The organism is Sphingopyxis sp. JAI108 (genome assembly GCF_013410105.1).
GTDB classification, from domain to species: Bacteria; Pseudomonadota; Alphaproteobacteria; order Sphingomonadales; family Sphingomonadaceae; genus Sphingopyxis; species Sphingopyxis chilensis.
This window is the reverse complement of record NZ_JACCCJ010000002.1, coordinates 723,346-745,365: the sequence shown is the minus strand read 5'-3', so window position 1 is coordinate 745,365 and position 22,020 is coordinate 723,346. Positions and strand designations below refer to the sequence as shown.

Sequence of the window (22,020 nt, the reverse complement as noted above, 5' to 3'; positions counted from 1 at the left end):
GGCTCCCCAATTCACGTCATTGCGGGCGAAGCGAAGCAATCCAGGGGCTTTACGCAGGCTCTGGATTGCCGCGTCGCCTGCGGCTCCTCGCAATGACGAAGCTTGGCGACGAACGGAACCGCTTCTTTAATATACCACCACCGAACGGATACTCTCGCCCGCGTGCATCAAATCGAAGCCCTTGTTGATGTCCTCGAGCCCCATGACGTGGGTGATCATCGGGTCGATCTCGATCTTGCCGGTCATGTACATATCGACGATCTTGGGCACGTCGGTGCGGCCCTTGGCGCCGCCGAAGGCGGTGCCGCGCCAGTTGCGCCCGGTGACGAGCTGGAACGGACGCGTCGCGATTTCCTTGCCCGCCTCAGCGACGCCGATGATGATCGAGGTGCCCCAGCCGCGGTGGCAGGCTTCCAATGCGGTGCGCATCACTTCAGTGTTGCCGGTGGCGTCGAAGGTATAGTCGGCGCCGCCGTCGGTCAGCCGCACGATCGCGGCGACCGTGTCCTCGCGGCTCATGCCCTTGGTGTTCAGGAAGTCGGTCATCCCGAACTTGCGGCCCCATTCCTCTCGGGCCGGGTTGATGTCGACGCCGATGATCTGGTTCGCACCCGCCAGCCGTGCACCCTGGATCACGTTCAATCCGATGCCGCCAAGCCCGAACACGACGACATTGTCGCCGACCTGCACCTTCGCGGTGTTGATCACCGCCCCGACCCCGGTGGTGACGCCGCAGCCGATATAGCAGCTCGACTGGAACGGCGCGTCCTCGCGGATTTTCGCGACCGCGATCTCAGGCAGCACGGTGAAGTTCGAAAAGGTCGAGCAGCCCATATAATGGAAGATCGGCTGGCCCTTGTACGAAAAGCGCGTCGTGCCGTCGGGCATCAGCCCCTTGCCCTGCGTCGCGCGGATCGCGGTGCACAGGTTGGTCTTGCCGCTGAGGCAGCTTTTGCACTGGCGGCATTCGGGGGTGTAGAGCGGGATGACATGGTCGCCGGGGGAGACGCTGGTGACGCCCGCGCCGACCTCGCGCACGACGCCCGCGCCCTCATGGCCCAGCACGCTCGGGAAGATGCCCTCGCTGTCGAAGCCGTCGAGCGTGTAGGCGTCGGTGTGGCAGATGCCCGTCGCCATGATCTCGACCAGCACTTCGCCCGCCTTGGGGCCTTCGAGGTCGAGTTCGACGATTTCGAGCGGCTTCTTCGCTTCGAATGCGACGGCGGCGCGGGTCTTCATGGGGCGGTCTCCTTCTCGGCGGCTCCAATCAGGCAAATGGGGCGGCAATGCAAGATGCTCCTATCCTCGCTCTCGCTCCTCACTTCGTCATGCTGAACTTGTTTCAGCATCCACGGCCCGGCGCTATCCCGCCACGACGGCGCCAGTTTAATTTTCGCACAAAGCCACGAAGCCACAAAGATGTCGCGCCTGCCGCGAAGCGGCTTTCCCCTGCCATCGTGCGGCCTGCCGCACCGTCGACAAGGAAAAGGGCCTGCCGGCCCAAGCCTGCTTCTTCGTGGCTTTGTGGCTTTGTGCGAAACAAAAGAACGCGGCGCACAAGGACAGGGCGGGCCAAGAGCCCTCAAGCAAGGCCAAGGGTGACGAGGGTTGATAGGATGAGGGTTTGTGAGGTTGCCTGCGCCTACCCTGCTCGCGTCACCCCGGGCTTGATCCGGGGTCCATGACTTCAGCGCCGCCGTGGATCCCGGATCAAGTCCGGGATGACGATGGAGGAGAGGTTGCGCTCGTCTCGCTCCTCGATCCCCTGCGCCCGCAGGAGGAACCCGTCTGGGCGGTCTATCCGCAGTGGCGGCACTTGCTGCCGAAGGTGCGGCTACTGATCGACAAATAGAGGGAGGAATTGCCCAGAGCATTGCAGCGGAGCAGGGCAATGTAATTCAAAATGGAGATTTTATTGAACGACGTTTCAAGCACTCGTTAGGAACAACTCGCCACAAGTGAGTTCGAACTCCATCGAGATCAGAAGAGGCAAATTCGATGCACCGCCATTTTTCGCGATATCTGATCATATTGGCCGCTACCGTTTCCATGACGGTCACGTCTTCCGCCCACGGCGACACGCCCCACGACCCGGACGCTTATAATTGCTTAGAGGAACTGAGAAGCACCGAGTTCGGGACGCTGCAAGCCTATGTCTACGCCAACAAGCGAAGCGATTACCTATCCTTCGAAGGCGAGTGGCGCACCGACTTTAAAAGCGTTCCCCGGATCAGGGTTTTCTGGAACGGCAGGGCCTTCTCGCTAGACAGGGATCTCAAAAGGGGACGATTCCATATCACTTACAGCGGCATAGTTTCCGCAAACAAGGTCAGAATCCATCTCGGCGGTTGTCCTAGAAATCGGGATGCCTGCAAGGGCGGCGCCGATTACACGTCGGCCTTCGAGCAGAATAGCGGCTATCTTCGGGCCTCGCTCAACTGGGACGATGCGGTTTCGATCGGACGGGGGCAGGGCTATCTCTATATCCAGATTCAGGATGAAGTCGGCGCTGTGCTTCGCGAAGACAAGCTGCCGGTCGCAACCCTCTTGGCGGTCGAAAGGGAGATGGGCCGGTTGATGGATGCCGTTTCCGAAAAACAAGCGCGGCTCAAAGATAGATGCAGGGAGCGCGAGCCCCTCAACACTCCACCACACTAACCGCCAGCCCGCCCTTCGACGTTTCCTTATATTTGTCGCGCATGTCGCGCCCCGTTTGCAGCATCGTCGCGATCACCGTGTCGAGGCTGACGACATGCGTGCCGTCGCCGATCATCGCGATGCGGCTCGCGTCGATCGCCTTGATCGCGCCCATCGCATTGCGCTCGATACACGGGATCTGGACCAGCCCGCCAATGGGATCACAAGTGAGGCCGAGGTTATGCTCCATGCCGATCTCGGCGGCATTTTCGACCTGCGCGTTAGTGCCACCCAAGGCGGCCGTCAGCCCCGCCGCCGCCATCGAGCAGGCGACTCCGACCTCGCCCTGGCAGCCGACCTCGGCGCCCGAGATGCTGGCGTTGCGCTTATACAAGGCACCGACCGCGCCCGCGGCGAGCAGGAAGGTGCGCACGCCCGCTGCATCGCCGCGATAGCCGCGCCGGTAGAAGCGAATCACCGCGGGGATGATCCCCGCCGCGCCGTTGGTGGGCGCGGTGACGACCTTGCCGCCCGCGGCATTTTCCTCGTTCACCGCCATCGCCCACAGGTTGATCCAGTCCATCATCGCGAGCGGGTCGATCAGATTGGTTTCGTGGCGGTTGCGGATGTCGTCGGCGATCTGCGGCGCGCGGCGCTTGACCTTCAATCCGCCGGGCAGGACGCCGGTGCTGCAGCAACCGGCGTCGATCGAGGCATCCATCGCCTCGGCGATCGCATCGATACCCGCCGTCACCTCGTTCGGCGGGCGGTGACGCACTTCGTTGGCGAACATCATTTCGGCAAAGCTGAGGCTCGACGCCTTGCCCATCGCGATCAAGTCGGCGCCCGAGGTGAAGGGATAGGGCAGTTCGACCTCATCCTCCGCCCCGCGGCTGTTGCGCCCCGCCTCATCCTCGTCGACGACGAAGCCGCCGCCGATCGAGAAATACATCCGCTTGGCGAGGATTTCGCCGTCGCCGTCGCGCGCGGTAAAGCTCACCGCATTGCTGTGGAAAGGTTGCCGCTGGCGCATCTGGAAATGGAGGTCGCGCGCGGGCTGAAAGCGCGCCCGGACACGTCCGAGCAGATAGAGGAAGCCTTCGCTTTCCGCCCGGTCCCAATGCGCCTTGATCGCGGCGAGGCTGGTCGAGGCGGGGATTTCGCCCGCGAGCCCCGCGACGATCGCGGTGTCGGCGGCGTGGCCCTTGCCGGTCAGCGCGAGTGAACCGTAAAGGTCGGCCTCGACATGCGCGGTCGTCGCGAGCAGCGCCTGCTCGTCGAGCCAGACGGTGAAACGCCGCGCCGCGACCATTGGCCCGACGGTATGCGAGCTGGAGGGACCGACACCGATTTTGAAGAGTTCGAACAGGCTGATCGTCATGGCGGCGCCTATAGGCGAAGCGCTATCGTCGGCATAGGCCTACCTAATATATGAACCCGACCGCGCCATTCTTCGTCATTGCGAGGAGCGACGCGACGCCGCAATCGCCAGCTTTCGGCCTTGCGGAAGGCATCGGGCTGGAGATTGCTTCGCTTCGCTCGCAATGACGCTAGTTACGCCGGATAGGTCCAGGTGCCCTCGCGCGCGAAATTCTCCGCCGCGAAATCCCAGTTGAGCAGCTCGTCGACCACCGCATCGACATAGGCCGGGCGCAGATTCTTGCGATCGATGTAGTACGCATGTTCCCACACATCGATCACGAGCAGCGGCTTGATGCCCGCGACCAGCTCGGTGCCCGCATCGTGCGTGTCGGTGACCGACAGCGTGCCGTCGCGCGCGACGAGCCAAGCCCAGCCCGACGCGAAATGGTTGACCGCGGTTTCCTTGAGCTTCTTTTTCAGGTCATCGAGCGAACCGAAATCGCGGTCGATCGCGGCGGCAAGGTCGCCTGCGGGCGCGGTCTTCGCCGGCGACAGGCTGTTCCAATAGAAGGCGTGGTTCCACGACTGAGCGCTGTTGTTGAACAGGCCCTTGTTGCCCGAACCTTCGGCGTGGTGGATGATTTCCTCGAGGCTCTTGCCGGCGAGGTCGGTGCCCTCGATCGCGGCGTTGGTCTTGTCGACATAGGCCTTGTGGTGCTTGCCATGGTGCGTCGCCAGCGTGTCGGCCGAGATATGCGGTTCCAGCGCATCCTGGGCATAAGGCAGGGGAGGATGGGCGATCGTCATGGCAGTCTCCTATGTTTTGTGGGTCTTTGCGGCCTTTAACTCGGTATCGCGGGCCAGGGTTGCAACCCCGTGACGGGGAAATTTTCATCCCGTCATTGCGAGCGAAGCGAAGCAATCCCGAGCGGTTACCGCACGCTCGGGATTGCCGCGTCGCCTTCGGCTCCTCGCAATGACGAAGAAAACTAAGTCACCATTGCCAGCAACGTCGCGATCCGGTCCGCCTCCTCGGCGGGCTTGTCGCGGCGGATGCGAGATATGCGCGGGAAGCGCATCGCGAGCCCCGACTTGTGGCGTTTCGATGCGTGGATCGAATCGAAGGCGACTTCGAGCACGAGCGACTTTTCGACCTCGCGCACCGGGCCAAAGCGGTTCAGCGTGTTGTCGCGCACGAATTTGTCGAGCCACTTCAATTCCTCGTCGGTGAAACCCGAATAGGCCTTGCCCACGGGGAGCAATTCGCCCGCGTCGGACCAGCATCCAAATGTATAGTCCGAATAGAAGCTCGCGCGGCGGCCGTTGCCGCGCTGCGCATACATCATCACGCAGTCGGCGGTGAGCGGGTCGCGCTTCCACTTGTACCACAGCCCCGCGCGCCGCCCTGCGACATAGGGCGCGTCGCGGCGCTTGAGCATCACCCCCTCGATCGCGGCATCGCGCGCGCCGGCGCGGCGTTCGGCAAGGTCATCGAAATCTCGCGCCTCGATCACCTGCGACAGGTCGAAATGGCTGTCGGCGAGGCGCGGCACGAAGGCTTCGAGTTGCCGCCGCCGCTCGGACCACGGCAGGGCGCGCAGATCATCGCCGTCGATACCAAGCAGGTCATAGACGCGGACGAACGCCGGATAGTCGGCGAGCATCTTCTTCGACACCGTCTTGCGCCCGAGCCGCTGCTGGAGCGCGTTGAAGCTCGCTGCTTCGCCCCCCTGCGCCTCGCCGCGCACGAGCAGTTCGCCGTCGATCACCGCATCCTGGTCGAACGCCGCAACCAGTTCGGGGAACGCCCCGCTGATCTCCTCGCCACCGCGGCTGTAGATGCGTGTCTCGCCGCCGCCCCCAATCCCCCCGCGCACGATCTGGACGCGAATGCCGTCCCATTTCCACTCGGCGGCATAATCGGCAAGGTCGACGCTTTCCTCCTCGAGCGGGTGCGCGAGCATGAAGGGGCGAAAAAAGGCGACGTCCTTGAGGTCGGGGCGCTCGGCGCGTCCCTCGCCCCACGCGAACAGCGGCGCATAGGGCGGCGGGATCGCGTGCCACAGCTCCTCGACATCGTCGACGGGCACATCGAACGCCTGCGCAAAGGCTTGTTTCGCCAGCCGCGCCGACACCCCGACGCGCATTCCGCCGAGCGCAAGCTTGAGCAGCGCATAGCGCCCGTCGGCGTCGAGCCGGTCGAGCAGCGAGGCGACGACGGCGGGGGCGTCGCTGCGGCTTGCGGTCGACAGTGCATCCACGGCGGCCGAAACCGTGAGGTCGTCCTTCTTCCCCGGCGCATCGGGCCACAGCAATGCTGCGGTTTCCGCCGTATCGCCGACGAAATGCCGCGACAGGCGGAACAATTCCTCATCAATCCGCGTCGCCAGCAACGTCCGCACCGTCCCCGCCTTCACCGCCGGAAAGTCGAGGCTTTCGGTCAGCGCCGCGATCGCCCAGCCGCGATCGGGATCGGGCGTGTGGCGGAGATAATCGACGATCAGCGCGAGCTTCGTATTGCGCGAACGCGTATAGATCAGCCGGTCGATCAGGGCCGCGAAGCGCTTCACGCCTCCTCCTCCAGATCGCGCCCGACGAGATGCAGCGCGCGCGCCTTGCGCTGGGTGAGTTCGCACCAGCGCAGCAGTCCGTCCTCGCTGCCGTGGGTGATCCAGCTTTCCTTCGGGTTCACCTCGCTGATCGTGGTGGTGAGTTCATCCCAGTCGGCATGGTCCGAAATGACGAGCGGCAGTTCGACCATCCGTTGCCGCGCGCGCTGGCGCACGCGCATCCATCCCGACGCCATCGCGGTGACGGGATCGGGCAGCCGCCGCGACCAGCGGTCATTGAGCGCCGAGGGCGGCGCGAGGATGATCTGCCCCGCCATCTCGGCCTTGTCGGTCTCACTGACGAGACGGAGTTCACCGAGATCGACGCCATGAACCGCATAAAGCTGGCACATCTTTTCGAGCGCACCGTGGATATAGATCGGCGTATCCCACCCCGCACCGCGCAGTTCAGCGATCACCCGCTGCGCCTTGCCCAGCGCATAGGCGCCGACGAGCACCGAACGATCGGGCTCTGCCCGCACCGCGCCGATCAGCTTGGCGATCTCATCCGATGTCGGCGGATGGCGAAACACCGGCAGCCCGAAAGTCGCCTCGGTGACGAAGATGTCGCACGGCACGACTTCGAAGGGCTTGCAAGTCGGGTCGGGCCGCCGCTTGTAATCGCCGGTGACGACGATCCGCTCGCCGGCATATTCCATCAATATCTGCGCGCTGCCGAGCACATGCCCCGCAGGGTGGAAGCTGAAGCGTACCCCGCCACGCTCGAACCCGTCGCCATAATCATACGCCTGATTATGGCTCGCCTCGGTGTCGACGCCGTAACGCAGCGCCATGATCGCCAGCGTCTCGGAGGTCGCATACACCGCGCCATGGCCGCTGCGCGCATGGTCGGCATGGCCGTGCGTCACCGCGGCGCGCTCGACCGGGCGCGAGGGGTCGATCCACAGGTCGGCGGGCTTCACATAAATGCCGCCGGGATGCGGCTCGATCCAGTGCTTCGCCTTCGCCATCAGGCGGCGAGTTTCCGCGCGCGGATCAGGTCGGCGACGAAGGCTTTGCGCTCCTCGGCGGCGCGTGTCCGGTCGGGCAGGCGCAGCAGGAAGGACGGATGGATCGTCGCGATCAACCTCGCCCCCCCTTCGAGTTCGTGCACCGATCCGCGCATCGACTTGATGCTCGCGCTCTTGCCCGTCACCCCGCGCAGCGCACTTCCGCCCAGCGTCACGATCAACTCGGGCTGGACGAACGCCCGTTCCTTGTCGAGCCACCAGCGGCAAATATCGATTTCGGCGCTCGTCGGATTCTGGTGCAGCCGCCTTTTGCCGCGCGGCTCGAACTTGAAATGCTTGACCGCATTGGTGAGGAATAGCCGCGTGCGGTCGAGCCCCGCTTCTGCGAGCGCCTCGTCGAGCAACTGTCCCGCCGGGCCGACGAAGGGCCGCCCCTGCAGATCCTCCTGGTCGCCCGGCTGCTCACCGACGAGCATGATCCGCGCGCGCTCCGGCCCCTCGCCCGCCACGCCCTGTGTCGCGTTGCAATAAAGTGGGCAGCGCGTGCAGCGACCGACCGCCTTCGCCAATTCGGCGAGCGATGTCACATCCTCGGTCAGGGCCAGCTCTTCGGGCACGCGGGTTCGCCATTTCTCCGTTCGCGGGTTCGCAGCCGAAACGGCCATTTCGCGCATCCGTTCCACCCGCGCCCCCGCGCCCGCGAGCAAGGGCGCAATATCCTGTGCCTCGGGCAGGTTCTTCCAATATTTCTTGGGCATCTCGGCGCGCATCGCGTCGATCTTGACCCGCGCGGGATTGAAGATCGCGCCATAATAGGTGCGCCATTGATCCTCGACGACGTCGCTGTCAGGCACCTCGTCCTTCGTCCCGCCCGAACCGTAGACGAGCTGCTCATTCCGCCAGATCGCGCGCGCATCGGGCGTTACGATCGCCCAGTCCATCCCATAGAAGCGCCGCTGAAAGAAGGGCGCGGTCAGCCGCACGATGCGATGCGTCGGCTCGAACCACGCGGCGAAACTCTCGCGCCCCGCCTCTTCGCCCAGGCGGCGGAAACGCACAAAGGCATGCATCTTGTGCACATCGCGGCGGATCGCCTTGTCCGCCCCACGCAGCCAGTCGACGTCCGGGTCGGTCGTCCGCGCAAGCAGGTGCCGGTCGCGCGCCACGCGCCAGACAATGCGGTAAAGCCGCGCGGGCGCTTCGGCATCGCGGTGGCAGATGACGCGCTCGGCAATCTCGACCAGCGCGCGCGGCAGACTGAGCTGCCCTGCGGGCGCCGCCACGATCTGGTCGCTGAACAGCGACGCCCCCTCGCCGCTGCCACGCCAGCTCACATCCTCGGGCGCGACGCCGTCCGCGAGCAGGCTTCGTGCGGCGCTTCGCCATTCGGCAAAGTCGCCGGGTTCGGCGAGCACAACCTCCCTCACAGCCCGAGCGCCAATTGCTCTGCCGGGGGCGCAAAGCGGGCGCGCAAGTCGGCGCTGTCGGTGAGCTTGCCCGGCCGCCAGTCGGGGGTGACGATGAAGGGCAGCAATTTCTTCACCGATGCGGTGAGCTTCGCCACGTCGCCGAGCCTGAGCTTGCCCAGCCGCCGCGCCGCGACGATGCGGTCGACCGCCTTCGTTCCCAGCCCTGGCACGCGCAGCAGCAGTTCGCGCGGCGCGCCGTTGATATCGACGGGGAATGCCTCGCGCCGCTGGAGCGCCCACGCGAGCTTGGGGTCGATGCTGAGGTCGAGCATCCCCCCGTTTGCGCCCTCCATGATCTCGGCGCGCTCGAAGCCATAGAAGCGCAGCAGCCAATCGGCCTGATAGAGCCGGTGCTCGCGCATCAAGGGCGGGCGCACCGGCGGCAGGTCGCTGCTCGCATCGGGGATCGGGCTGTACGCCGAATAATAGACGCGGCGAAGCTGATAGCCCGAATAAAGGTTCGTCGCGGTCTTCAAAATATCGTCGTCGCGCGCGCTATCGGCGCCGACGATCATCTGCGTCGATTGCCCCGCGGGCGCGAAGCGCGGCGGCTTCGCCTTGCCGATCAGCCGGCTTTTCGCCGCCTCGATCGCATCGTCGGCGCCGACGCGCACCGACGCCATCGTCTTGCGGATCGTGTCGGGCTTTTTCTCGGGCGCGAAGCTCGAAAGCCCCGCCTCGGTCGGCAGCTCGACATTGGTCGACAGTCGATCAGCGTAAAGACCCGCCAGCGCGATCAGCCCCGGATCGGCGCCCGCGATCGTCTTTAAATGGATATAGCCTTGGAAGCGATGCTCCTCGCGCAGGATGCGCGCGACCTCGACGAGCTGCTCCATCGTATAATCTTCGGACCGGATGATCCCCGACGACAGGAACAGCCCCTCGATATAATTGCGCTTGTAGAAATCGAGCGTCAGCGCGACCACCTCCTGCGGGCTGAAGCGCGCGCGCTCGACATTGCTCGACGCGCGGTTGATGCAGAAACGGCAGTCGTAGATGCAGAAATTGGTCAGCAGGATTTTCAGCAGCGAGATGCACCGCCCATCGGGCGCATAGCTGTGACAGATGCCCATGCCCTCGGTCGAGCCGATCCCCTTGGTCCCGGTCGAATCGCGCTTCACCGTTCCCGACGACGCGCAGGACGCGTCATATTTCGCCGCATCGGCGAGCACGGCCAGCTTTTCGAGAATCGCTTTCGCGGACATGCCCCATGGCTAGCACGGGAACATATGATGAACAAATAATCTGGGTTAAGCCGCCTACGCCTCGCGCCACCGCGCGGGCAGCGTGATGTCGACGATCAGCCCGCCCGGCTCCCAGTGCCGCTCGATCGTACCGCCGAGATTATTCTTCACGCTCCGCTCCATCAGCAGCGTACCGAAGCTGGTGCGGTCGGGGGCGACGACTTCGCGGTCGCCGCCGCTTTCGGCCCAGGTCAGGCGGAACATGCGATCGTCGCCACCCTCGGCATCCTGCGTCCAGCTGACATCGACCTGACCGTTCGCGCCGGTCAGCGCGCCATACTTCGCGGCATTGGTCGCGAGTTCGTTGAAGAAGAGCGCCATCGCGACCAGCGCGTTTTCGGGAAGCAGCAGGTCGGGCCCCGACCAGCGGATGCGCGGAAAGGCCGCCTCGACCTCGCGCATCAGCGCGTGCATCGATCCGGTCATGAAATTCGCGCCGAGCAACACATTCTGCGCGCGATTGAGCGCGTCGAGGCGGCTGCTGATCCGCTCGACATAATCGTCGACGTCGCGCGCCGCGTGGCGCGTGAGCGAGATGATCGCGCCGACCGTCGCGAACAGGTTGCGCATCCGGTGGTGCAGTTCGCGCATCAACAGATTGGCGTTTTCCTGCCGGCTTTTCTGTTCGGTGATGTCGATGCTGACCCCGGTCAGGATCGCGTCATCGGTCTTGACGTCCCAGTCGGCGTGCACCGCGATCCAGCGCACGCCGCGTTCGGGGTGCTGGATGCGATATTCGGTCGCATAGTGCGCGCCGTTCGCGACCGACTCTCCGAGCACGCTGCGGACCGCGTCGCGGTCGTCGGGGTGGAGGCGGTCGAAAAAGCCGTCGACCTGCGCGAGTGCGGTCGCATAGTCGGCGCCCCAGAGTTCGGCGGCCGCGCCGCTCCAGTGGATCGTGCCGGCACGCGCATCGTAGCGCCAGGTTGCGATCCCCGAAAAATCGAGCGCGCGTTCCAGCGTGCGCCGCGCCTCGTCGCGCTCGCTGACAATACGCCGCAGGTCGGCCTCGGCCATGATGATCCCGGCGAAATCCTCCAGCCGTTCGAGTTCGGTGGCGGTCAGCGGCGCCCGCTCCTCGCGGTCGATCAGGCACAATGTGCCGAGGATCGCGCCGTTATAGGCGCGAAGCGGAACGCCCGCATAGAAGCGGATATGAAGGTCGCCGGTTACGAGCGGATTGTCACGGAAACGCGGATCGTCGGTCACGTCGGTGACCATGAGGGGGCGGCCCTCGGTGACGACATATTGGCAAAAACTGATGTCGCGCGGCGTTTCGCTCACGTCGAGCCCGTGCGCCGACTTGAACCACTGGCGGTCGTCGTCGAGCAGCGACACCAGCGTGATCGGCACGCGATAGAGGTCGGCGACCATCTTGGTCACGCGGTCGAACGCCTGCTCGGGCGGAGTGTCCATGATGCGATATTCGCGAAGCGTATCGAGGCGCAACCGCTCGGACCGTTTCGCCTCCTCGCTGGCTCCATCCGACAATTGCTGTCCCCCGCCGCCCTGCAAGGGCGCCTCATCGCTGAAATCCCCGGGCCGCCGCTCTGCCATGAATATGGTCCCTACAAAAGCATCCTCGCCGCGCAACAATAAAGTGGCGACATTCCACTCACTTAAATCACAGCTTCATCGCGTCCCGGCTAAATCTACGCTTAAGCGTGCGACAAGTTGCAGCCGACCGTATCGCTTTTTCGCCGCCCGGCACGGGAACCGACCCGCATCAAGGAGCGTATGACTGCTCTCAAGAGGGAGGTTTTTTGATGACATTGGGTGAGGAAATTCGTGGCCATCTTCCCTATCTGCGCCGCTACGCGCGCGCGCTGACGGGCAGCCAGCAACATGGCGACAATTTCGTCCACACGACCCTCGAAGTCATCGTCGCCGCGCCGGACGAATTCCATAGCGGCGACGGCACACGCATCGACCTCTACCGCAACTTCCACCGCATCTGGGAAAGCGCTTTCATCGACGATGGCGAAGGCGGCGACGATGACGAGCATCCGCTGGTCCGCGCCGCGCACCGACGCCTGGTCCAGATCACCCCGCTCGGCCGCCAGATCCTGCTGCTCACCGCGCTCGAAGGCTTTTCGGTCGAGGAAGCGGGCCTGATCACCGGCACCGACGGCGAGACCGTCGAAGCGCTGCTCGCCGATGCGGTGGGCGAACTCGACCGCGAATCGCGGACCTCGGTCCTCATCATCGAGGACGAGCCGCTGATCGCGATGGAGCTCGAGCAGATCGTCCGCGACCTCGGCCACCGCGTTGCGGGGATCGCGACGACCCATGAGGATGCGATCGCGGCGTTCCAGGAAACCGACGCCGGCCTCGTCCTCGCCGATATCCAGCTTGCCGACGGATCGTCGGGGATCGATGCGGTGCAGGACATTCTTGCCATCGCGCCGGTGCCGGCGATCTTCATCACCGCCTTTCCCGAAAGGCTGCTCACCGGCGGCCGCGTGGAGCCGACCTTCCTGATCTCGAAACCGTTCCGCGAGAATACGGTGCGCGCCGCCATCAGCCAGAGCCTGCTCTTCACGCCGCAACTGGCGGCCTGATCTGGCGAGAGCGGCACCGGCCGGAAATGAATCTCAGTCCAGCGAAGGGCCGTTCGCGGTCAACTGGTCGACATTGTCCATGATCGTCCGGAACACCTCGCTCGACGCCATCGCGTCGGTGCTCCGCCGCGGCATCTCGCCGCTTTCGAGAATCGCCTGCAGCGCGGCGCGGCCACGCGACACGCGGCTCTTCATCGTGCCGACCGCGCAGCCGCAGATCGCCGCGCCTTCCTCATAGGATAATTGCCCCGCCCCGATCAGTACCAGCGCCTCGCGCTGGTCGACGGGCAGCAGCAGCAGCGCGCGCTGCACGTCGGCGAGGTGCAGGCTGTCGTCCTGGTCGTCGGGTGCGACGAGCAGCCGCTCGGCCGCCATCTCGTCATATTCGGCGGTGAATTTCTTGCGCCGCATCTGGGACAGGAAGCAGTTGCGCAGGATGACGAAGGCCCAGCTCTTCATACTCGCCGGCCCTGGAATATATTGCTCGCGCGCTTTCCACGCCTTCAGCATCGTTTCCTGCACCAGGTCGTCGGCAAGGTCGGCGTTGCCGCACAAGCTGCGCCCGAACGCGCGCAGATGCGGCAGCATCGCGGCGAGTTCGCGCTTGAAGCTGGCATCGTCGAGCGGTCGAGGCGTTACGTCGTTGATAAAAAGGCCTTCGTCTGGCGATGATCGGTCATGTCACGACCGGCTTAGCGGCTTGACATCGCATTGCAAGCGCACCGCCGGGTCACGCGAACCGCGGCCGGCGCCCGAGCGCGATGAAATTCGCGAAAATCCGTTCGTCCTCGGCGTCGATCCGGCCGTTGACGGCGAGCCGCGCCAAGCCATCGTCGCGCCATTCGAAACGCGGGTCATAGAGCATCGCCCATTCGGCGAAATTGCGCGTCTCGACCGGACGGCGGCGCACTTCGATCATGCCGCTGTGGCGCGGGTCGCCGCGGATGACGGTCAGGCAGGCGTCGACCTTTTCGTCCGGCCCCTCGAGAAGCTGCAGGAAATTCCGACCATTATAGACGAGCGCCCCGGTTAGTTCGTCGCGCATATTGTTGCGGCGTGCCGAAACGAGGATCGCCGCAATATCTTCGTCGCGGATCAAGGGATCGGCGACACTTACATAGGTAACGGAAAGCAACAGGTCACCTCCTGGGCGCCGGCCACGGGGCTGGCAAAGCGTGACCCCTCACATCCCCTCGCATAGGGCCGGTGTGACTTCTTGGCAACGCATTCGTCGCAAAAAACAGAGTGGATGGGAACCCGCGGCCCTTTTCCTCGTTGCTCTCGCATGGCTACGCAAGGCAACAACAGGATGAACGGGAAGGGCCCCCCGCCCCCGGATGTCGACGCCCCGCGCCGCGCGAACGGAAGTTTCCCGGGAACGCACGGCGACGAATGGCATCGCACGCTTACCGGCCGGCAGGCGCCGGAACCGGTCAGCGCAAAGCTCCGCATGATCTACGGCAATGTCGTCGCCGAACAATTGCCCGACAACATGCTCGAACTTCTTTCGCAGCTCGATCAGAAAAGTCCGAAACAATAATGACCGGACCCAACGCCGCTGCCTCGCAGCCGCAGGCCGACACCCTTTCGGACAGCGAGTTCAAGGCGTTGCTTGCCGGCGTCATTCCGCACCTGCGCGCCTACGGACGCAGCCTCTCTGGCAATCCGGACCTCGCCGACGACCTGACGCAAGACACGATGGTCAAGGCATGGGCTTCGCGCGAGCGCTTCGAACGCGGCACGTCGATCAAGGCGTGGACCTTCGTCATCCTGCGCAACACCTTCCTGTCGCAGATGCGCCGCAACAAGTTCGTCGGCGAATATGACGAGACCGCGGTCGAACGCACCATGTCGACCCCGGCAAGCCAGGAAGACAGCGGCGAGATGGCCGACCTCCAGCGCGGCCTGATGGAATTGCCGCAGGACCAGCGCGAAGCGCTGATCCTCGTCGGTGCGGGCGGTATGTCATACGAAGAGGCCGCGAGCATCTGCGATTGCGCGCTCGGCACGATGAAGAGCCGCGTCTCGCGCGCGCGCGCCGCGCTCGAGGAAATCATGAACAGCGGCCAGTTCTCGCAAAAGCGCGCCGACGCGCCGCCGTCGAGCGAGGCGGTCGATGCGATCATGGACAGCGTCGAGGCGATCACCGCGCGGCGCGAGTCGGCGAACCGCTAAAGCGCTCTCGACTTTGCGACAGGCCGCGGTCAGAACGAGATGTCTTCCCCAGCAAAGCGAGCCGTCCCGATGAAGAACCTGCCCCCCCTCGCCCTGATCGCCGCGCTCGCCGTCGCTGCCTGCACGGCGCCCGGCGCGAGCGAAGCCGCCCCCGCCGACACCGCAAAGCTCGACGCCTCGGGCGCGCACCCCGCGACCCCGCTCGCCGAGGCGCCCTTCACCGTTCAGGAAATCGCGAGCTTCAACGAGCCTTGGGCGATGACCTTCGTCCCCGGCACCCGCGCCGCGCTGATCACCGAGAAATCGGGCAAGCTGAAACTCTGGCAGGAAAATGGCCCGACGCAGGATGTCGCGGGGGTTCCAGCCGTCGCCTATGGCGGCCAGGGCGGTTTCGGCGACGTCATCGTCGCCCCCGATTTCACGACAAGCGGCACCGTCTATCTGAGCTGGGTCGAAGCCGGCACGGGCAAGAATTTCGGCGCGGTCGTCGGCAAGGCGAAGCTGGTCCAAGGCGCCACGCCGCGGCTTGAGGGTCTCCAGATCATCTGGAAACAGGATCCGAAAGTCGAAGGACGCGGCCATTTCTCGCACCGCCTCGCCTTCTCGCCCGACGGCAAATATCTCTTCATCGGCTCGGGCGAACGTCAGAAATTCGACCCCGCGCAGGACATGAAGGCCAATCTCGGCAAGACCCTGCGCCTCAATCCCGACGGCAGCGTGCCCTCCGACAATCCCTTCGCCGATCAGGGCGGCGTCACCGCGCAAATCTGGTCGCTCGGCCATCGCAATATCCTCGGCCTCGCCTTCGACGCCACCGGCAAGCTCTGGAACCAGGAAATGGGCCCGAAGGGCGGCGATGAGGTCAATCTGGTCGAGGCGAAGGCCAATTACGGCTACCCGATCGTCTCGAACGGCGATCATTATGACGGCAAGGATATCCCCGACCACCCGACGCGCCCCGAATTCGCGGCGCCGAAACTATGGTGGAACCCCGCCGTCTCGCCCGCCGGCCTCGCCTTCTACGATGGCGACCTCTATCCCGGCTGGAAAAACAGCCTGTTGATGGGTGCGCTCTCGGGCGAAGGGCTCGTTCGGATGAGCATCGACGGCGAGACGCTCCACAAGTCCGACCGCTGGGACTTCGGCAAACGCATCCGCGAGGTCGAGGTGCGCGATGACGGCTCGGTCTGGCTGCTCACCGATGGCGAGGACGGCAAGCTGGTGAAGCTCGTCCCCAGGAAGTAGCGGCGCGCCGACTTTCGCCGCGGCGCAACTATCCCTATATCGGCCCCATGATCCGCGGCTTCCTCACCCGGCGCGCCGAATGGCCCGCGCGCATTCCCGATCCCGACGCCTTGCCGCCGCTCACGCTTTTGTGGCGCGAGATCGGATCGCTGGCGCGCGCGGTGGGCGGCCGCATCCGCCCGTTGCCGCCCGAACCCAACCCCGACAGCGAGCACCCGCCGGTGATGGTATTGCCGGGTTTCCTGTCGGGTGACTGGGCGACGAAGGGCCTGCGCGCCGACCTCCGCCGCGCGGGTTTCCGCTGCTATGCCTGGGGCCTCGGCTTCAATCGCGGCGCGACCGCCGACATCATCGAGCGCATCGATACCCGTGTGCAGTGGATCATCGACCGCACCGGCTATGCGCCCGCGCTCGTGGGGTGGAGCCTTGGCGGCATCTATGCCCGCGAATATGCCAAGCATCACCCGGACAAGGTCGCGCGCGTCGTGACCCTGGGCTCGCCCTTTTCGGGCAGCCGTCGCGCCAATCGCGCGTGGCGGCTCTATCACTTCATCGCGCGCCACCCGGTCGACAATCCGCCGATCGACTTCCACCCCGCGCCGCGCCCCGAAATGCCGACCTTCGCGCTCTGGTCGAAACATGACGGTGTCGTCGCGATCGCCAGCGCGCGCGGACTTCCGCACGAAAGCGACCGCGAGGTCGAGGTCGATTGCAGCCATATGGGCTTCGCCTATGCCCCGACCTCGGTCGCCGCGATCGTCAAGGCGCTGACCGAAGAGGTCGGCGCCGACGCACCCGATCAGCACACGTCGATGCGATAGGCTGGCGCTGTGCGCCACGCCATCAGCATCCGCCCCGGCCGCTTGCCCGGACGCCCGGTCGATGCAAAGCCGATGCGCCGCAGCAGCGCGCGCGAGCGTTCGTTATCGGGGTGGCATTCGGCCACGATCGAGCAGCCCGGCCGCGACGCGGCGAGCGCCTCGACGACCGCGCGCACGGCCTCGGTCGCGATGCCCTTGCCGCGCACGCGCGCCGCGAACCAGTAGCCGATCTCATATTCCTGGCCCACGCGCCGGTGGACCCCGATCACGCCGTTGAGGTCGAGGCCGCTTGCGTCGCGCACCGCGTGGAACACGTCGCCGCCGCCCGATTTGGCGATCAGCGCGCGTGCGTCGGCTTCGGTGAAGGGCGCGGGCAGGAAATGGACGCGCGCGGTCACCGTCTCGTCGGTGATCGCGGCGAGCGCGCGCGCATCATCGGCGAACAGCGGCGTGATGCGGCAATGGTCGGTCGACAGGGCAAGCAAGGTATCGGTCATGTCGCGTCTTCTTCAAAAAGCGCACGCCGTGACCGGAGGTTTGGTGGTGTGATGATGACCATTCGCCTGTCCGAACACGGCGGCGATGGTCACAGGTGATGCCATGCCGCTCCTATGTAAAGGAGCGCCAATACGCCTTGAATCGGGTGGATCGGTCGTTGGTCATCGCCGCCGTGGCTAAACGCTCCGCCGCCGCCGGTCAATCCCGCACCTTGACGTTGGCATTTCTCACACTATTTAAAGTTACATGAAACGCGACAGCCGACTTTCGGGCGTGCTCCACGTCCTCCTCCATATGGCCGAGCAAGGCGAGGCGATGACCTCCGACCAGCTTGCGAAGGCGATGCAGACGCACCCCGTCGTCATCCGCCGCATCCTCGGCGGGCTGCGCGACGCGGGTTTCGTGCATAGCGAAAAGGGCCATGGCGGCGGCTGGACGATCGCGCGCGACCTCGCCGAGATCACAATGCGCGACGTCTATGACGCGATCGGCCGGCCCAGCCTGATGGCGATGGGCAACCGCACCGAGGCGCCCGGCTGCCTCGTCGAACAAGCGGTCAACGCCGCGCTCGACACCAGCTTTCAGGAGGCCGAAGCGCTGCTGCTCGTGCGCTTCGGCGACGTGACGCTCGCGGCACTCGCCGCCGATTTCCACGCGCGCATGGCCGCGCGCCCGCTCTCCCCCACGACGCAGGAGCATATCCATGGCTGAAGGCGCCCAGCATTTTCTCGACAGCTTCAAGGACCCCGAAGCGGTCGCGCGCTACACCGAAGGACCGAAGCGTTTCGTCCCCGGCCTCGACGGCCTCCACCGCATGACCGGGCTGCTGCTCGCCGAGCGCGTTCCCGCCGACGCGCATATCCTCGTCCTCGGCGCCGGCGGCGGCAGCGAGATGAAGGCGATGGCCGAGGCGTATCCCGGCTGGCGCTTCACCGGCGTCGATCCCGCGGGGCCGATGCTCGACCTTGCCGCCAAGGTCATGGGCGCAAACACGCACCGCGCCGACCTCGTCGAGGGTTATATCGACGACGCCCCCGCCGGCCCCTTCGACGGCGCGACCTGCCTCCTCACGCTCCATTTCCTCGAACGCGACGAACGCATCCGTACCGCCGCCGCAATCCGCGCGCGCCTCAAACCCGGCGCGCCCTTCGTCGCCGCGCACGGCAGCTTCCCGCAAGGCGCGGACGAACGCGACCGCTGGCTAGACCGCTACGCCGCCTTTGCCATCGCGTCGGGCGGCGAACCCGATCAGGTCGCCAAGGGCCGCGAAGCCGTCGCGACACACGTCGCGATGCTGAGCCCCGAAGCCGACGTCGAGGTCCTGCGCGCTGCGGGCTTCACCGGCGTCGAACAATTCTACGCCGCGTTCACATGGCGCGGCTGGGTGGGATATGCGTGAGGGCGGGTTTGGACCGATAATTTCTGTTCCCCGGCGAAGGCCGGGGTCCAGAGCGCACTGAACAAACGCCAGCTCTTTAACGCTTTGGGCCCCGGCCTTCGCCGGGATACAAGATTACGCTCGCGTCCGCTCACCACCCCAAAACGGCCTATTCCTAGACCCCTTCTCTATCAACGGTTCCAGCGCTTCGTCCCGCCTCGATCGTCGACGCCCACTTGCGCCGCGCATAAATACAATATATTGCGCAATATATTGTATGATTCGCATAACAGGCAGGAACCCGTATGAACAAAAAGCGCTGGCCCTTCCTTCTCGCCGCCACGACCGCATGGCTGGCGACCGTTGCCGCGACGGGCGAAGCCCCGCTCTCGGCCGCCGACCGGCGCGCGGTGGTCGAGCAGCTCGGCCAGACGCTCGAGGCGAACTATGTCTTTCCCGACAAGGCCAGGACGATCGCCGCGACGTTGCGCCGCAATCTCGACGCCGGCGACTATGACACAGCGCACGACCGCCCCACGCTCGCGCGCGAGCTGACCGACGATCTGATTGCCGCAAGCAACGACCTGCATTTCGCGGTCGGGGTCGATCCCATATGGGTCGCCGACCATGCGGCGAAGCAGGACCCCGCGCGCGCCGCCGCGCTGCGCGAAGCGGAACGGCGCGAAGAGACGCGGAAGAATTTCGGCTTTGCGGGTCTGCGCTATCTCGACGGCAATATCGCCTATGTCGACCTGACGCATTTCGCCGACCCCGAACCCGGATATGACGCCGCCGCGGCCGCGATGCGCTTTATCGAGAATGGCGACGCGGTGATCTACGACCTGCGCTACAACAATGGCGGCTATCTGGAGATGGCCCAATTGCTCGCGAGCCAGCTCTTTCCGGGCGACAAGGATCAGGAGCTGTTCGATTATTATTATAATCTCGACGGCCGCCGCGTCGAACGCGGCCAATGGGTGCTTCCCGCGCTGCCCGCAAAGCGGCTGACCGGCAAACCCGTCTATGTACTCACCGGATCGACCAGTTTCTCCGCCGCCGAATGGTTCGCCTACACGCTCAAGAAACTCGGCCGCGCGACGCTGGTGGGCGAACGCACCGCGGGCGGCGCGCACCCGGTCGACCGCAAGCCCGTCGGCACCGACTTTTTCGTGCAGGTGCCGATCGGCCAGATCCGCGACCCGGTCGACCGCGGCGATTTCGAGGGACAGGGCGTCACGCCCGATCATCCGGTCGCGTCCGCCGACGCGCTCGCCGTCGCGCACCGCCTTGCACTCACCGATCTGGCGAAGGCCCATCCGGCGAAACGGGCCGACGCCGACTGGTTCGCGCCCGCGCTTGCCGAACGCCCGCAGCCGACCCCCGCCGCGCTCAAGGCCATCACGGGCCGCTACGAAGGGCGCCGCATCGACCTCGTCGAGGGCAAATTGCGCTACACCTGGCGCGACCGCTTCCGCCTGACGCTCGAACCGCTCGGCGGCGACCTGCTCGCGATCGAGGGCGTGCGCGACTTCCGCTTCCGCATATTGCGCAAAGGCGGCAAGATCGTCGCGCTCGAACGCATCAACCGCGATGGAACGACCGACTCCTATGCCCGCCTCGACTGATCTCGACGACATCACTTTCCTCGGCCGGCTCAGCGAAGCGCTGAGCGACCGGATCGAGGAGCAGACGCGTCCCTTGTTCGACGAGGCCGGCATCACCGTCCCCGTCCGCTCCTGCTCGTTGCTCACTGCACTCGGCGCGGCGGGCGAAGCCTCGGCCGCCGATCTCGCGCGCGCGCTCGGCCAGTCGCACCAGCTGGTCGTCCAGAAATGTCCTGCGTTGCTCCGCCTCGGCCTGATCACCCAGCACGCCGATCCCACCGACGCGCGGCGCAAGATTTTCCGCCTGACCGATGTCGGCCGCGACCAACTCGCCCGCATCGACGCCTATAGCGTGCGGATCAGCGAGGTCTATCGCGACCTCTTCGAAGAGGTCGGCGACGTGCATGGCGCGATACTGAAGGCGCTGAATGCGCTCGACGCCAGGCCGCTGGCCGAACGCTTCAACGAATAGTCAGAGCGCGCGGAACATCACCAGCGCATCGACGAAACCCTCCGCCGGATGGTCGAACGCGCCCGGCAGGCGGCCGACGATTTCGAACCCGAGCGACTGCCACAGCCCAACCGCGCGGACATTGTTGCTGACGACGAAATTGAACTGCATCGCGCGAAAACCGCGCGCCTTTGCATGGTCGATCGAATGCAGCGCCATCGCCCGCGCCACCCCGCGGCCGGTCGCCGCTGCGCCGGTGACATAACCTGCATTGCACACATGCGCCCCGCCGCCCGTCTGGTTGGCGCGCAGATAATAGGTGCCGAGGATCGCGCCATCGTCTTCGGCGACAAACACCTCCTTGTCCGCCCCGAACCAATAGGCCAGCGTATCCTCACGGCTCATTTCGCGGTCGAGTGTATAAGTCTCCCCGGCGCGGATGACCGGTCCGGCGGCTGTCCAGATTGCGGCGGCATCGGCCTCGGTGGCGGGCCGGATGATCATCCCGAAAAGGGCGAAACAATTTCGTCGGTTACGCGCAATGGCCGCCCGCTGGCCTTGTCCAGCAACGCCCACACCGTCCGCGCCCGCACATGCACTTTGCCGTCCGCGCCGGTGAATTCCATGAAGCGGTCGAACTTTGCGCCCTGCGGCTTGTCGGCGACCCATGTCCGCGCGGTCACCGTCTCGCCGGGGCCGAGGGCGCGGAGATAATCGATCTCGTGGCGCACCACGACCCAGATATAGGCGTCCTTGTGGCTCTGCGGCGCCGCCGCGTCCCAATGCCCCGTCGCAACCTGCTGGATCCACTGGACCCAGACGGCATTGTTGACATGCCCCAGCTCGTCGATGCTCTCGGGCGTCGCCGTGAGGGAGAGGGTAAATTCTTTCATGCGGAGTCAGCCGCAAAAAGCTTCGTCATTGCGAGCGAAGCGACGCAATCCAGGGCGGGTTACGCACACTCTGGATTGCCGCGTCGCTTCGCTCCTCGCAAT

General features: G+C 65.3%; 23 protein-coding genes. 10 read left to right on the top strand and 13 right to left on the bottom strand.

Features of this window, described 5'->3' with window-relative positions; genetic code table 11:
* Positions 1 to 126 precede the first annotated feature (126 nt).
* Positions 127 to 1,239, bottom strand: coding sequence for an S-(hydroxymethyl)glutathione dehydrogenase/class III alcohol dehydrogenase (locus HDC29_RS14545; protein WP_179498744.1), 1,113 nt, complete (start codon positions 1,237 to 1,239; stop codon positions 127 to 129).
* A 759-nt stretch (positions 1,240 to 1,998) separates the two neighbouring features.
* Between HDC29_RS14545 and HDC29_RS14540 the strand changes: the two genes are divergently transcribed.
* Complete coding sequence (locus HDC29_RS14540; RefSeq protein WP_179498742.1) at positions 1,999 to 2,658, top strand: hypothetical protein; 660 nt, start codon at positions 1,999 to 2,001, stop codon at positions 2,656 to 2,658.
* Here HDC29_RS14540 and HDC29_RS14535 read toward each other — a convergent pair.
* The 7 genes from HDC29_RS14535 to HDC29_RS14505 form a co-directional block, all read right to left on the bottom strand.
* Positions 2,639 to 4,018 carry an L-serine ammonia-lyase gene (locus HDC29_RS14535; RefSeq protein ID WP_179498740.1) on the bottom strand — a complete coding sequence of 460 codons (1,380 nt, stop codon included), beginning with the start codon at positions 4,016 to 4,018 and terminating at the stop codon, positions 2,639 to 2,641. The two genes, HDC29_RS14540 and HDC29_RS14535, sit on opposite strands and share 20 nt — an antisense overlap.
* A gap of 173 nt (positions 4,019 to 4,191) precedes the next feature.
* Complete coding sequence (locus HDC29_RS14530) at positions 4,192 to 4,806, bottom strand: superoxide dismutase (RefSeq protein WP_179498738.1); 615 nt, start codon at positions 4,804 to 4,806, stop codon at positions 4,192 to 4,194.
* Positions 4,807 to 4,988: 182 nt separating this feature from the next.
* The gene (locus HDC29_RS14525) at positions 4,989 to 6,569 is read right to left on the bottom strand and encodes a cisplatin damage response ATP-dependent DNA ligase (RefSeq protein ID WP_179498736.1); all 1,581 of its coding nucleotides are present in this window, start codon (positions 6,567 to 6,569) and stop codon (positions 4,989 to 4,991) included.
* Positions 6,566 to 7,579, bottom strand: a complete 1,014-nt coding sequence (locus HDC29_RS14520) for a ligase-associated DNA damage response exonuclease (protein WP_179498734.1) — start codon at positions 7,577 to 7,579, stop codon at positions 6,566 to 6,568. Before HDC29_RS14520 ends, HDC29_RS14525 begins: the two co-directional genes overlap by 4 nt.
* Positions 7,579 to 8,994: a UdgX family uracil-DNA binding protein gene (locus tag HDC29_RS14515; protein WP_373562810.1), complete on the bottom strand. Its 1,416-nt coding sequence runs from the start codon at positions 8,992 to 8,994 to the stop codon at positions 7,579 to 7,581. Before HDC29_RS14515 ends, HDC29_RS14520 begins: the two co-directional genes overlap by 1 nt.
* 8 nt (positions 8,995 to 9,002) lie before the next feature.
* Positions 9,003 to 10,253, bottom strand: a complete 1,251-nt coding sequence (locus tag HDC29_RS14510; protein ID WP_179498730.1) for a putative DNA modification/repair radical SAM protein — start codon at positions 10,251 to 10,253, stop codon at positions 9,003 to 9,005.
* 54 nt (positions 10,254 to 10,307) lie between these two features.
* Positions 10,308 to 11,849 (bottom strand): sensor histidine kinase, encoded by a 1,542-nt coding sequence (locus tag HDC29_RS14505; RefSeq protein WP_179498728.1) that lies wholly within the window; start codon positions 11,847 to 11,849, stop codon positions 10,308 to 10,310.
* 209 nt (positions 11,850 to 12,058) lie between these two features.
* On the opposite strand from HDC29_RS14505, the gene HDC29_RS14500 reads away from it, so the two are divergent.
* Positions 12,059 to 12,853 (top strand): response regulator, encoded by a 795-nt coding sequence (locus HDC29_RS14500; protein ID WP_179498718.1) that lies wholly within the window; start codon positions 12,059 to 12,061, stop codon positions 12,851 to 12,853.
* A gap of 33 nt (positions 12,854 to 12,886) precedes the next feature.
* On the opposite strand, the gene HDC29_RS14495 is transcribed toward HDC29_RS14500, so the two are convergent.
* Together HDC29_RS14495 and HDC29_RS14490 are read right to left on the bottom strand one after the other, a co-directional pair.
* A complete protein-coding gene (locus tag HDC29_RS14495; protein WP_179498716.1) occupies positions 12,887 to 13,441 on the bottom strand; it encodes a sigma-70 family RNA polymerase sigma factor in 555 nt (184 codons plus the stop codon).
* A 142-nt stretch (positions 13,442 to 13,583) separates the two neighbouring features.
* Positions 13,584 to 13,988 carry a BLUF domain-containing protein gene (locus tag HDC29_RS14490; RefSeq protein ID WP_179498713.1) on the bottom strand — a complete coding sequence of 135 codons (405 nt, stop codon included), beginning with the start codon at positions 13,986 to 13,988 and terminating at the stop codon, positions 13,584 to 13,586.
* A gap of 174 nt (positions 13,989 to 14,162) precedes the next feature.
* On the opposite strand from HDC29_RS14490, the gene HDC29_RS14485 reads away from it, so the two are divergent.
* The 4 genes from HDC29_RS14485 (at position 14,163) to HDC29_RS14470 (ending at position 17,094) form a co-directional block, all read left to right on the top strand.
* Positions 14,163 to 14,393 (top strand): NepR family anti-sigma factor, encoded by a 231-nt coding sequence (locus HDC29_RS14485; protein ID WP_179498711.1) that lies wholly within the window; start codon positions 14,163 to 14,165, stop codon positions 14,391 to 14,393.
* On the top strand, positions 14,393 to 15,028 hold the full coding sequence (locus tag HDC29_RS14480; protein WP_179498709.1) for a sigma-70 family RNA polymerase sigma factor: 636 nt from the start codon (positions 14,393 to 14,395) through the stop codon (positions 15,026 to 15,028). Before HDC29_RS14485 ends, HDC29_RS14480 begins: the two co-directional genes overlap by 1 nt.
* 69 nt (positions 15,029 to 15,097) lie before the next feature.
* Positions 15,098 to 16,273, top strand: coding sequence for a PQQ-dependent sugar dehydrogenase (locus tag HDC29_RS14475; RefSeq protein ID WP_179498707.1), 1,176 nt, complete (start codon positions 15,098 to 15,100; stop codon positions 16,271 to 16,273).
* A 47-nt stretch (positions 16,274 to 16,320) separates the two neighbouring features.
* Complete coding sequence (locus HDC29_RS14470; protein ID WP_179498705.1) at positions 16,321 to 17,094, top strand: triacylglycerol lipase; 774 nt, start codon at positions 16,321 to 16,323, stop codon at positions 17,092 to 17,094.
* On the opposite strand, the gene HDC29_RS14465 is transcribed toward HDC29_RS14470, so the two are convergent.
* Complete coding sequence (locus tag HDC29_RS14465; protein WP_179498703.1) at positions 17,073 to 17,591, bottom strand: GNAT family N-acetyltransferase; 519 nt, start codon at positions 17,589 to 17,591, stop codon at positions 17,073 to 17,075. The two genes, HDC29_RS14470 and HDC29_RS14465, sit on opposite strands and share 22 nt — an antisense overlap.
* 247 nt (positions 17,592 to 17,838) lie before the next feature.
* Between HDC29_RS14465 and HDC29_RS14460 the strand changes: the two genes are divergently transcribed.
* From HDC29_RS14460 to HDC29_RS14445, 4 genes are all read left to right on the top strand, one after another.
* Positions 17,839 to 18,303 (top strand): Rrf2 family transcriptional regulator, encoded by a 465-nt coding sequence (locus HDC29_RS14460; protein WP_179498701.1) that lies wholly within the window; start codon positions 17,839 to 17,841, stop codon positions 18,301 to 18,303.
* Positions 18,296 to 18,991, top strand: a complete 696-nt coding sequence (locus HDC29_RS14455) for a class I SAM-dependent methyltransferase (RefSeq protein ID WP_179498699.1) — start codon at positions 18,296 to 18,298, stop codon at positions 18,989 to 18,991. The genes HDC29_RS14460 and HDC29_RS14455 overlap by 8 nt, the downstream gene beginning before the upstream one ends.
* 284 nt (positions 18,992 to 19,275) lie before the next feature.
* Positions 19,276 to 20,595 carry a S41 family peptidase gene (locus HDC29_RS14450; RefSeq protein ID WP_179498697.1) on the top strand — a complete coding sequence of 440 codons (1,320 nt, stop codon included), beginning with the start codon at positions 19,276 to 19,278 and terminating at the stop codon, positions 20,593 to 20,595.
* Positions 20,579 to 21,046 carry a MarR family winged helix-turn-helix transcriptional regulator gene (locus HDC29_RS14445; RefSeq protein WP_179498695.1) on the top strand — a complete coding sequence of 156 codons (468 nt, stop codon included), beginning with the start codon at positions 20,579 to 20,581 and terminating at the stop codon, positions 21,044 to 21,046. The genes HDC29_RS14450 and HDC29_RS14445 overlap by 17 nt, the downstream gene beginning before the upstream one ends.
* On the opposite strand, the gene HDC29_RS14440 is transcribed toward HDC29_RS14445, so the two are convergent.
* Together HDC29_RS14440 and HDC29_RS14435 are read right to left on the bottom strand one after the other, a co-directional pair.
* The gene (locus tag HDC29_RS14440; protein ID WP_179498693.1) at positions 21,047 to 21,529 is read right to left on the bottom strand and encodes a GNAT family N-acetyltransferase; all 483 of its coding nucleotides are present in this window, start codon (positions 21,527 to 21,529) and stop codon (positions 21,047 to 21,049) included.
* Complete coding sequence (locus HDC29_RS14435; protein ID WP_179498691.1) at positions 21,526 to 21,918, bottom strand: thioesterase family protein; 393 nt, start codon at positions 21,916 to 21,918, stop codon at positions 21,526 to 21,528. Before HDC29_RS14435 ends, HDC29_RS14440 begins: the two co-directional genes overlap by 4 nt.
* Positions 21,919 to 22,020: the final 102 nt, after the last annotated feature.

Excerpts from the sequence above, each read along its gene's own strand:
- HDC29_RS14545 (WP_179498744.1), bottom strand. The coding sequence starts at position 1,239 with ATGAAGACCCGCGCCGCCGTCGCATTCGAAGCGAAGAAGCCGCTCGAA.
- HDC29_RS14540 (WP_179498742.1), top strand. The coding sequence starts at position 1,999 with ATGCACCGCCATTTTTCGCGATATCTGATCATATTGGCCGCTACCGTT.
- HDC29_RS14535 (WP_179498740.1), bottom strand. The coding sequence starts at position 4,018 with ATGACGATCAGCCTGTTCGAACTCTTCAAAATCGGTGTCGGTCCCTCC.
- HDC29_RS14530 (WP_179498738.1), bottom strand. The coding sequence starts at position 4,806 with ATGACGATCGCCCATCCTCCCCTGCCTTATGCCCAGGATGCGCTGGAA.
- HDC29_RS14520 (WP_179498734.1), bottom strand. The coding sequence starts at position 7,579 with ATGGCGAAGGCGAAGCACTGGATCGAGCCGCATCCCGGCGGCATTTAT.
- HDC29_RS14510 (WP_179498730.1), bottom strand. The coding sequence starts at position 10,253 with ATGTCCGCGAAAGCGATTCTCGAAAAGCTGGCCGTGCTCGCCGATGCG.
- HDC29_RS14505 (WP_179498728.1), bottom strand. The coding sequence starts at position 11,849 with ATGGCAGAGCGGCGGCCCGGGGATTTCAGCGATGAGGCGCCCTTGCAG.
- HDC29_RS14500 (WP_179498718.1), top strand. The coding sequence starts at position 12,059 with ATGACATTGGGTGAGGAAATTCGTGGCCATCTTCCCTATCTGCGCCGC.
- HDC29_RS14495 (WP_179498716.1), bottom strand. The coding sequence starts at position 13,441 with ATGCTGCCGCATCTGCGCGCGTTCGGGCGCAGCTTGTGCGGCAACGCC.
- HDC29_RS14485 (WP_179498711.1), top strand. The coding sequence starts at position 14,163 with ATGAACGGGAAGGGCCCCCCGCCCCCGGATGTCGACGCCCCGCGCCGC.
- HDC29_RS14480 (WP_179498709.1), top strand. The coding sequence starts at position 14,393 with ATGACCGGACCCAACGCCGCTGCCTCGCAGCCGCAGGCCGACACCCTT.
- HDC29_RS14475 (WP_179498707.1), top strand. The coding sequence starts at position 15,098 with ATGAAGAACCTGCCCCCCCTCGCCCTGATCGCCGCGCTCGCCGTCGCT.
- HDC29_RS14470 (WP_179498705.1), top strand. The coding sequence starts at position 16,321 with ATGATCCGCGGCTTCCTCACCCGGCGCGCCGAATGGCCCGCGCGCATT.
- HDC29_RS14465 (WP_179498703.1), bottom strand. The coding sequence starts at position 17,591 with ATGACCGATACCTTGCTTGCCCTGTCGACCGACCATTGCCGCATCACG.
- HDC29_RS14460 (WP_179498701.1), top strand. The coding sequence starts at position 17,839 with ATGAAACGCGACAGCCGACTTTCGGGCGTGCTCCACGTCCTCCTCCAT.
- HDC29_RS14455 (WP_179498699.1), top strand. The coding sequence starts at position 18,296 with ATGGCTGAAGGCGCCCAGCATTTTCTCGACAGCTTCAAGGACCCCGAA.
- HDC29_RS14450 (WP_179498697.1), top strand. The coding sequence starts at position 19,276 with ATGAACAAAAAGCGCTGGCCCTTCCTTCTCGCCGCCACGACCGCATGG.
- HDC29_RS14445 (WP_179498695.1), top strand. The coding sequence starts at position 20,579 with ATGCCCGCCTCGACTGATCTCGACGACATCACTTTCCTCGGCCGGCTC.
- HDC29_RS14440 (WP_179498693.1), bottom strand. The coding sequence starts at position 21,529 with ATGATCATCCGGCCCGCCACCGAGGCCGATGCCGCCGCAATCTGGACA.
- HDC29_RS14435 (WP_179498691.1), bottom strand. The coding sequence starts at position 21,918 with ATGAAAGAATTTACCCTCTCCCTCACGGCGACGCCCGAGAGCATCGAC.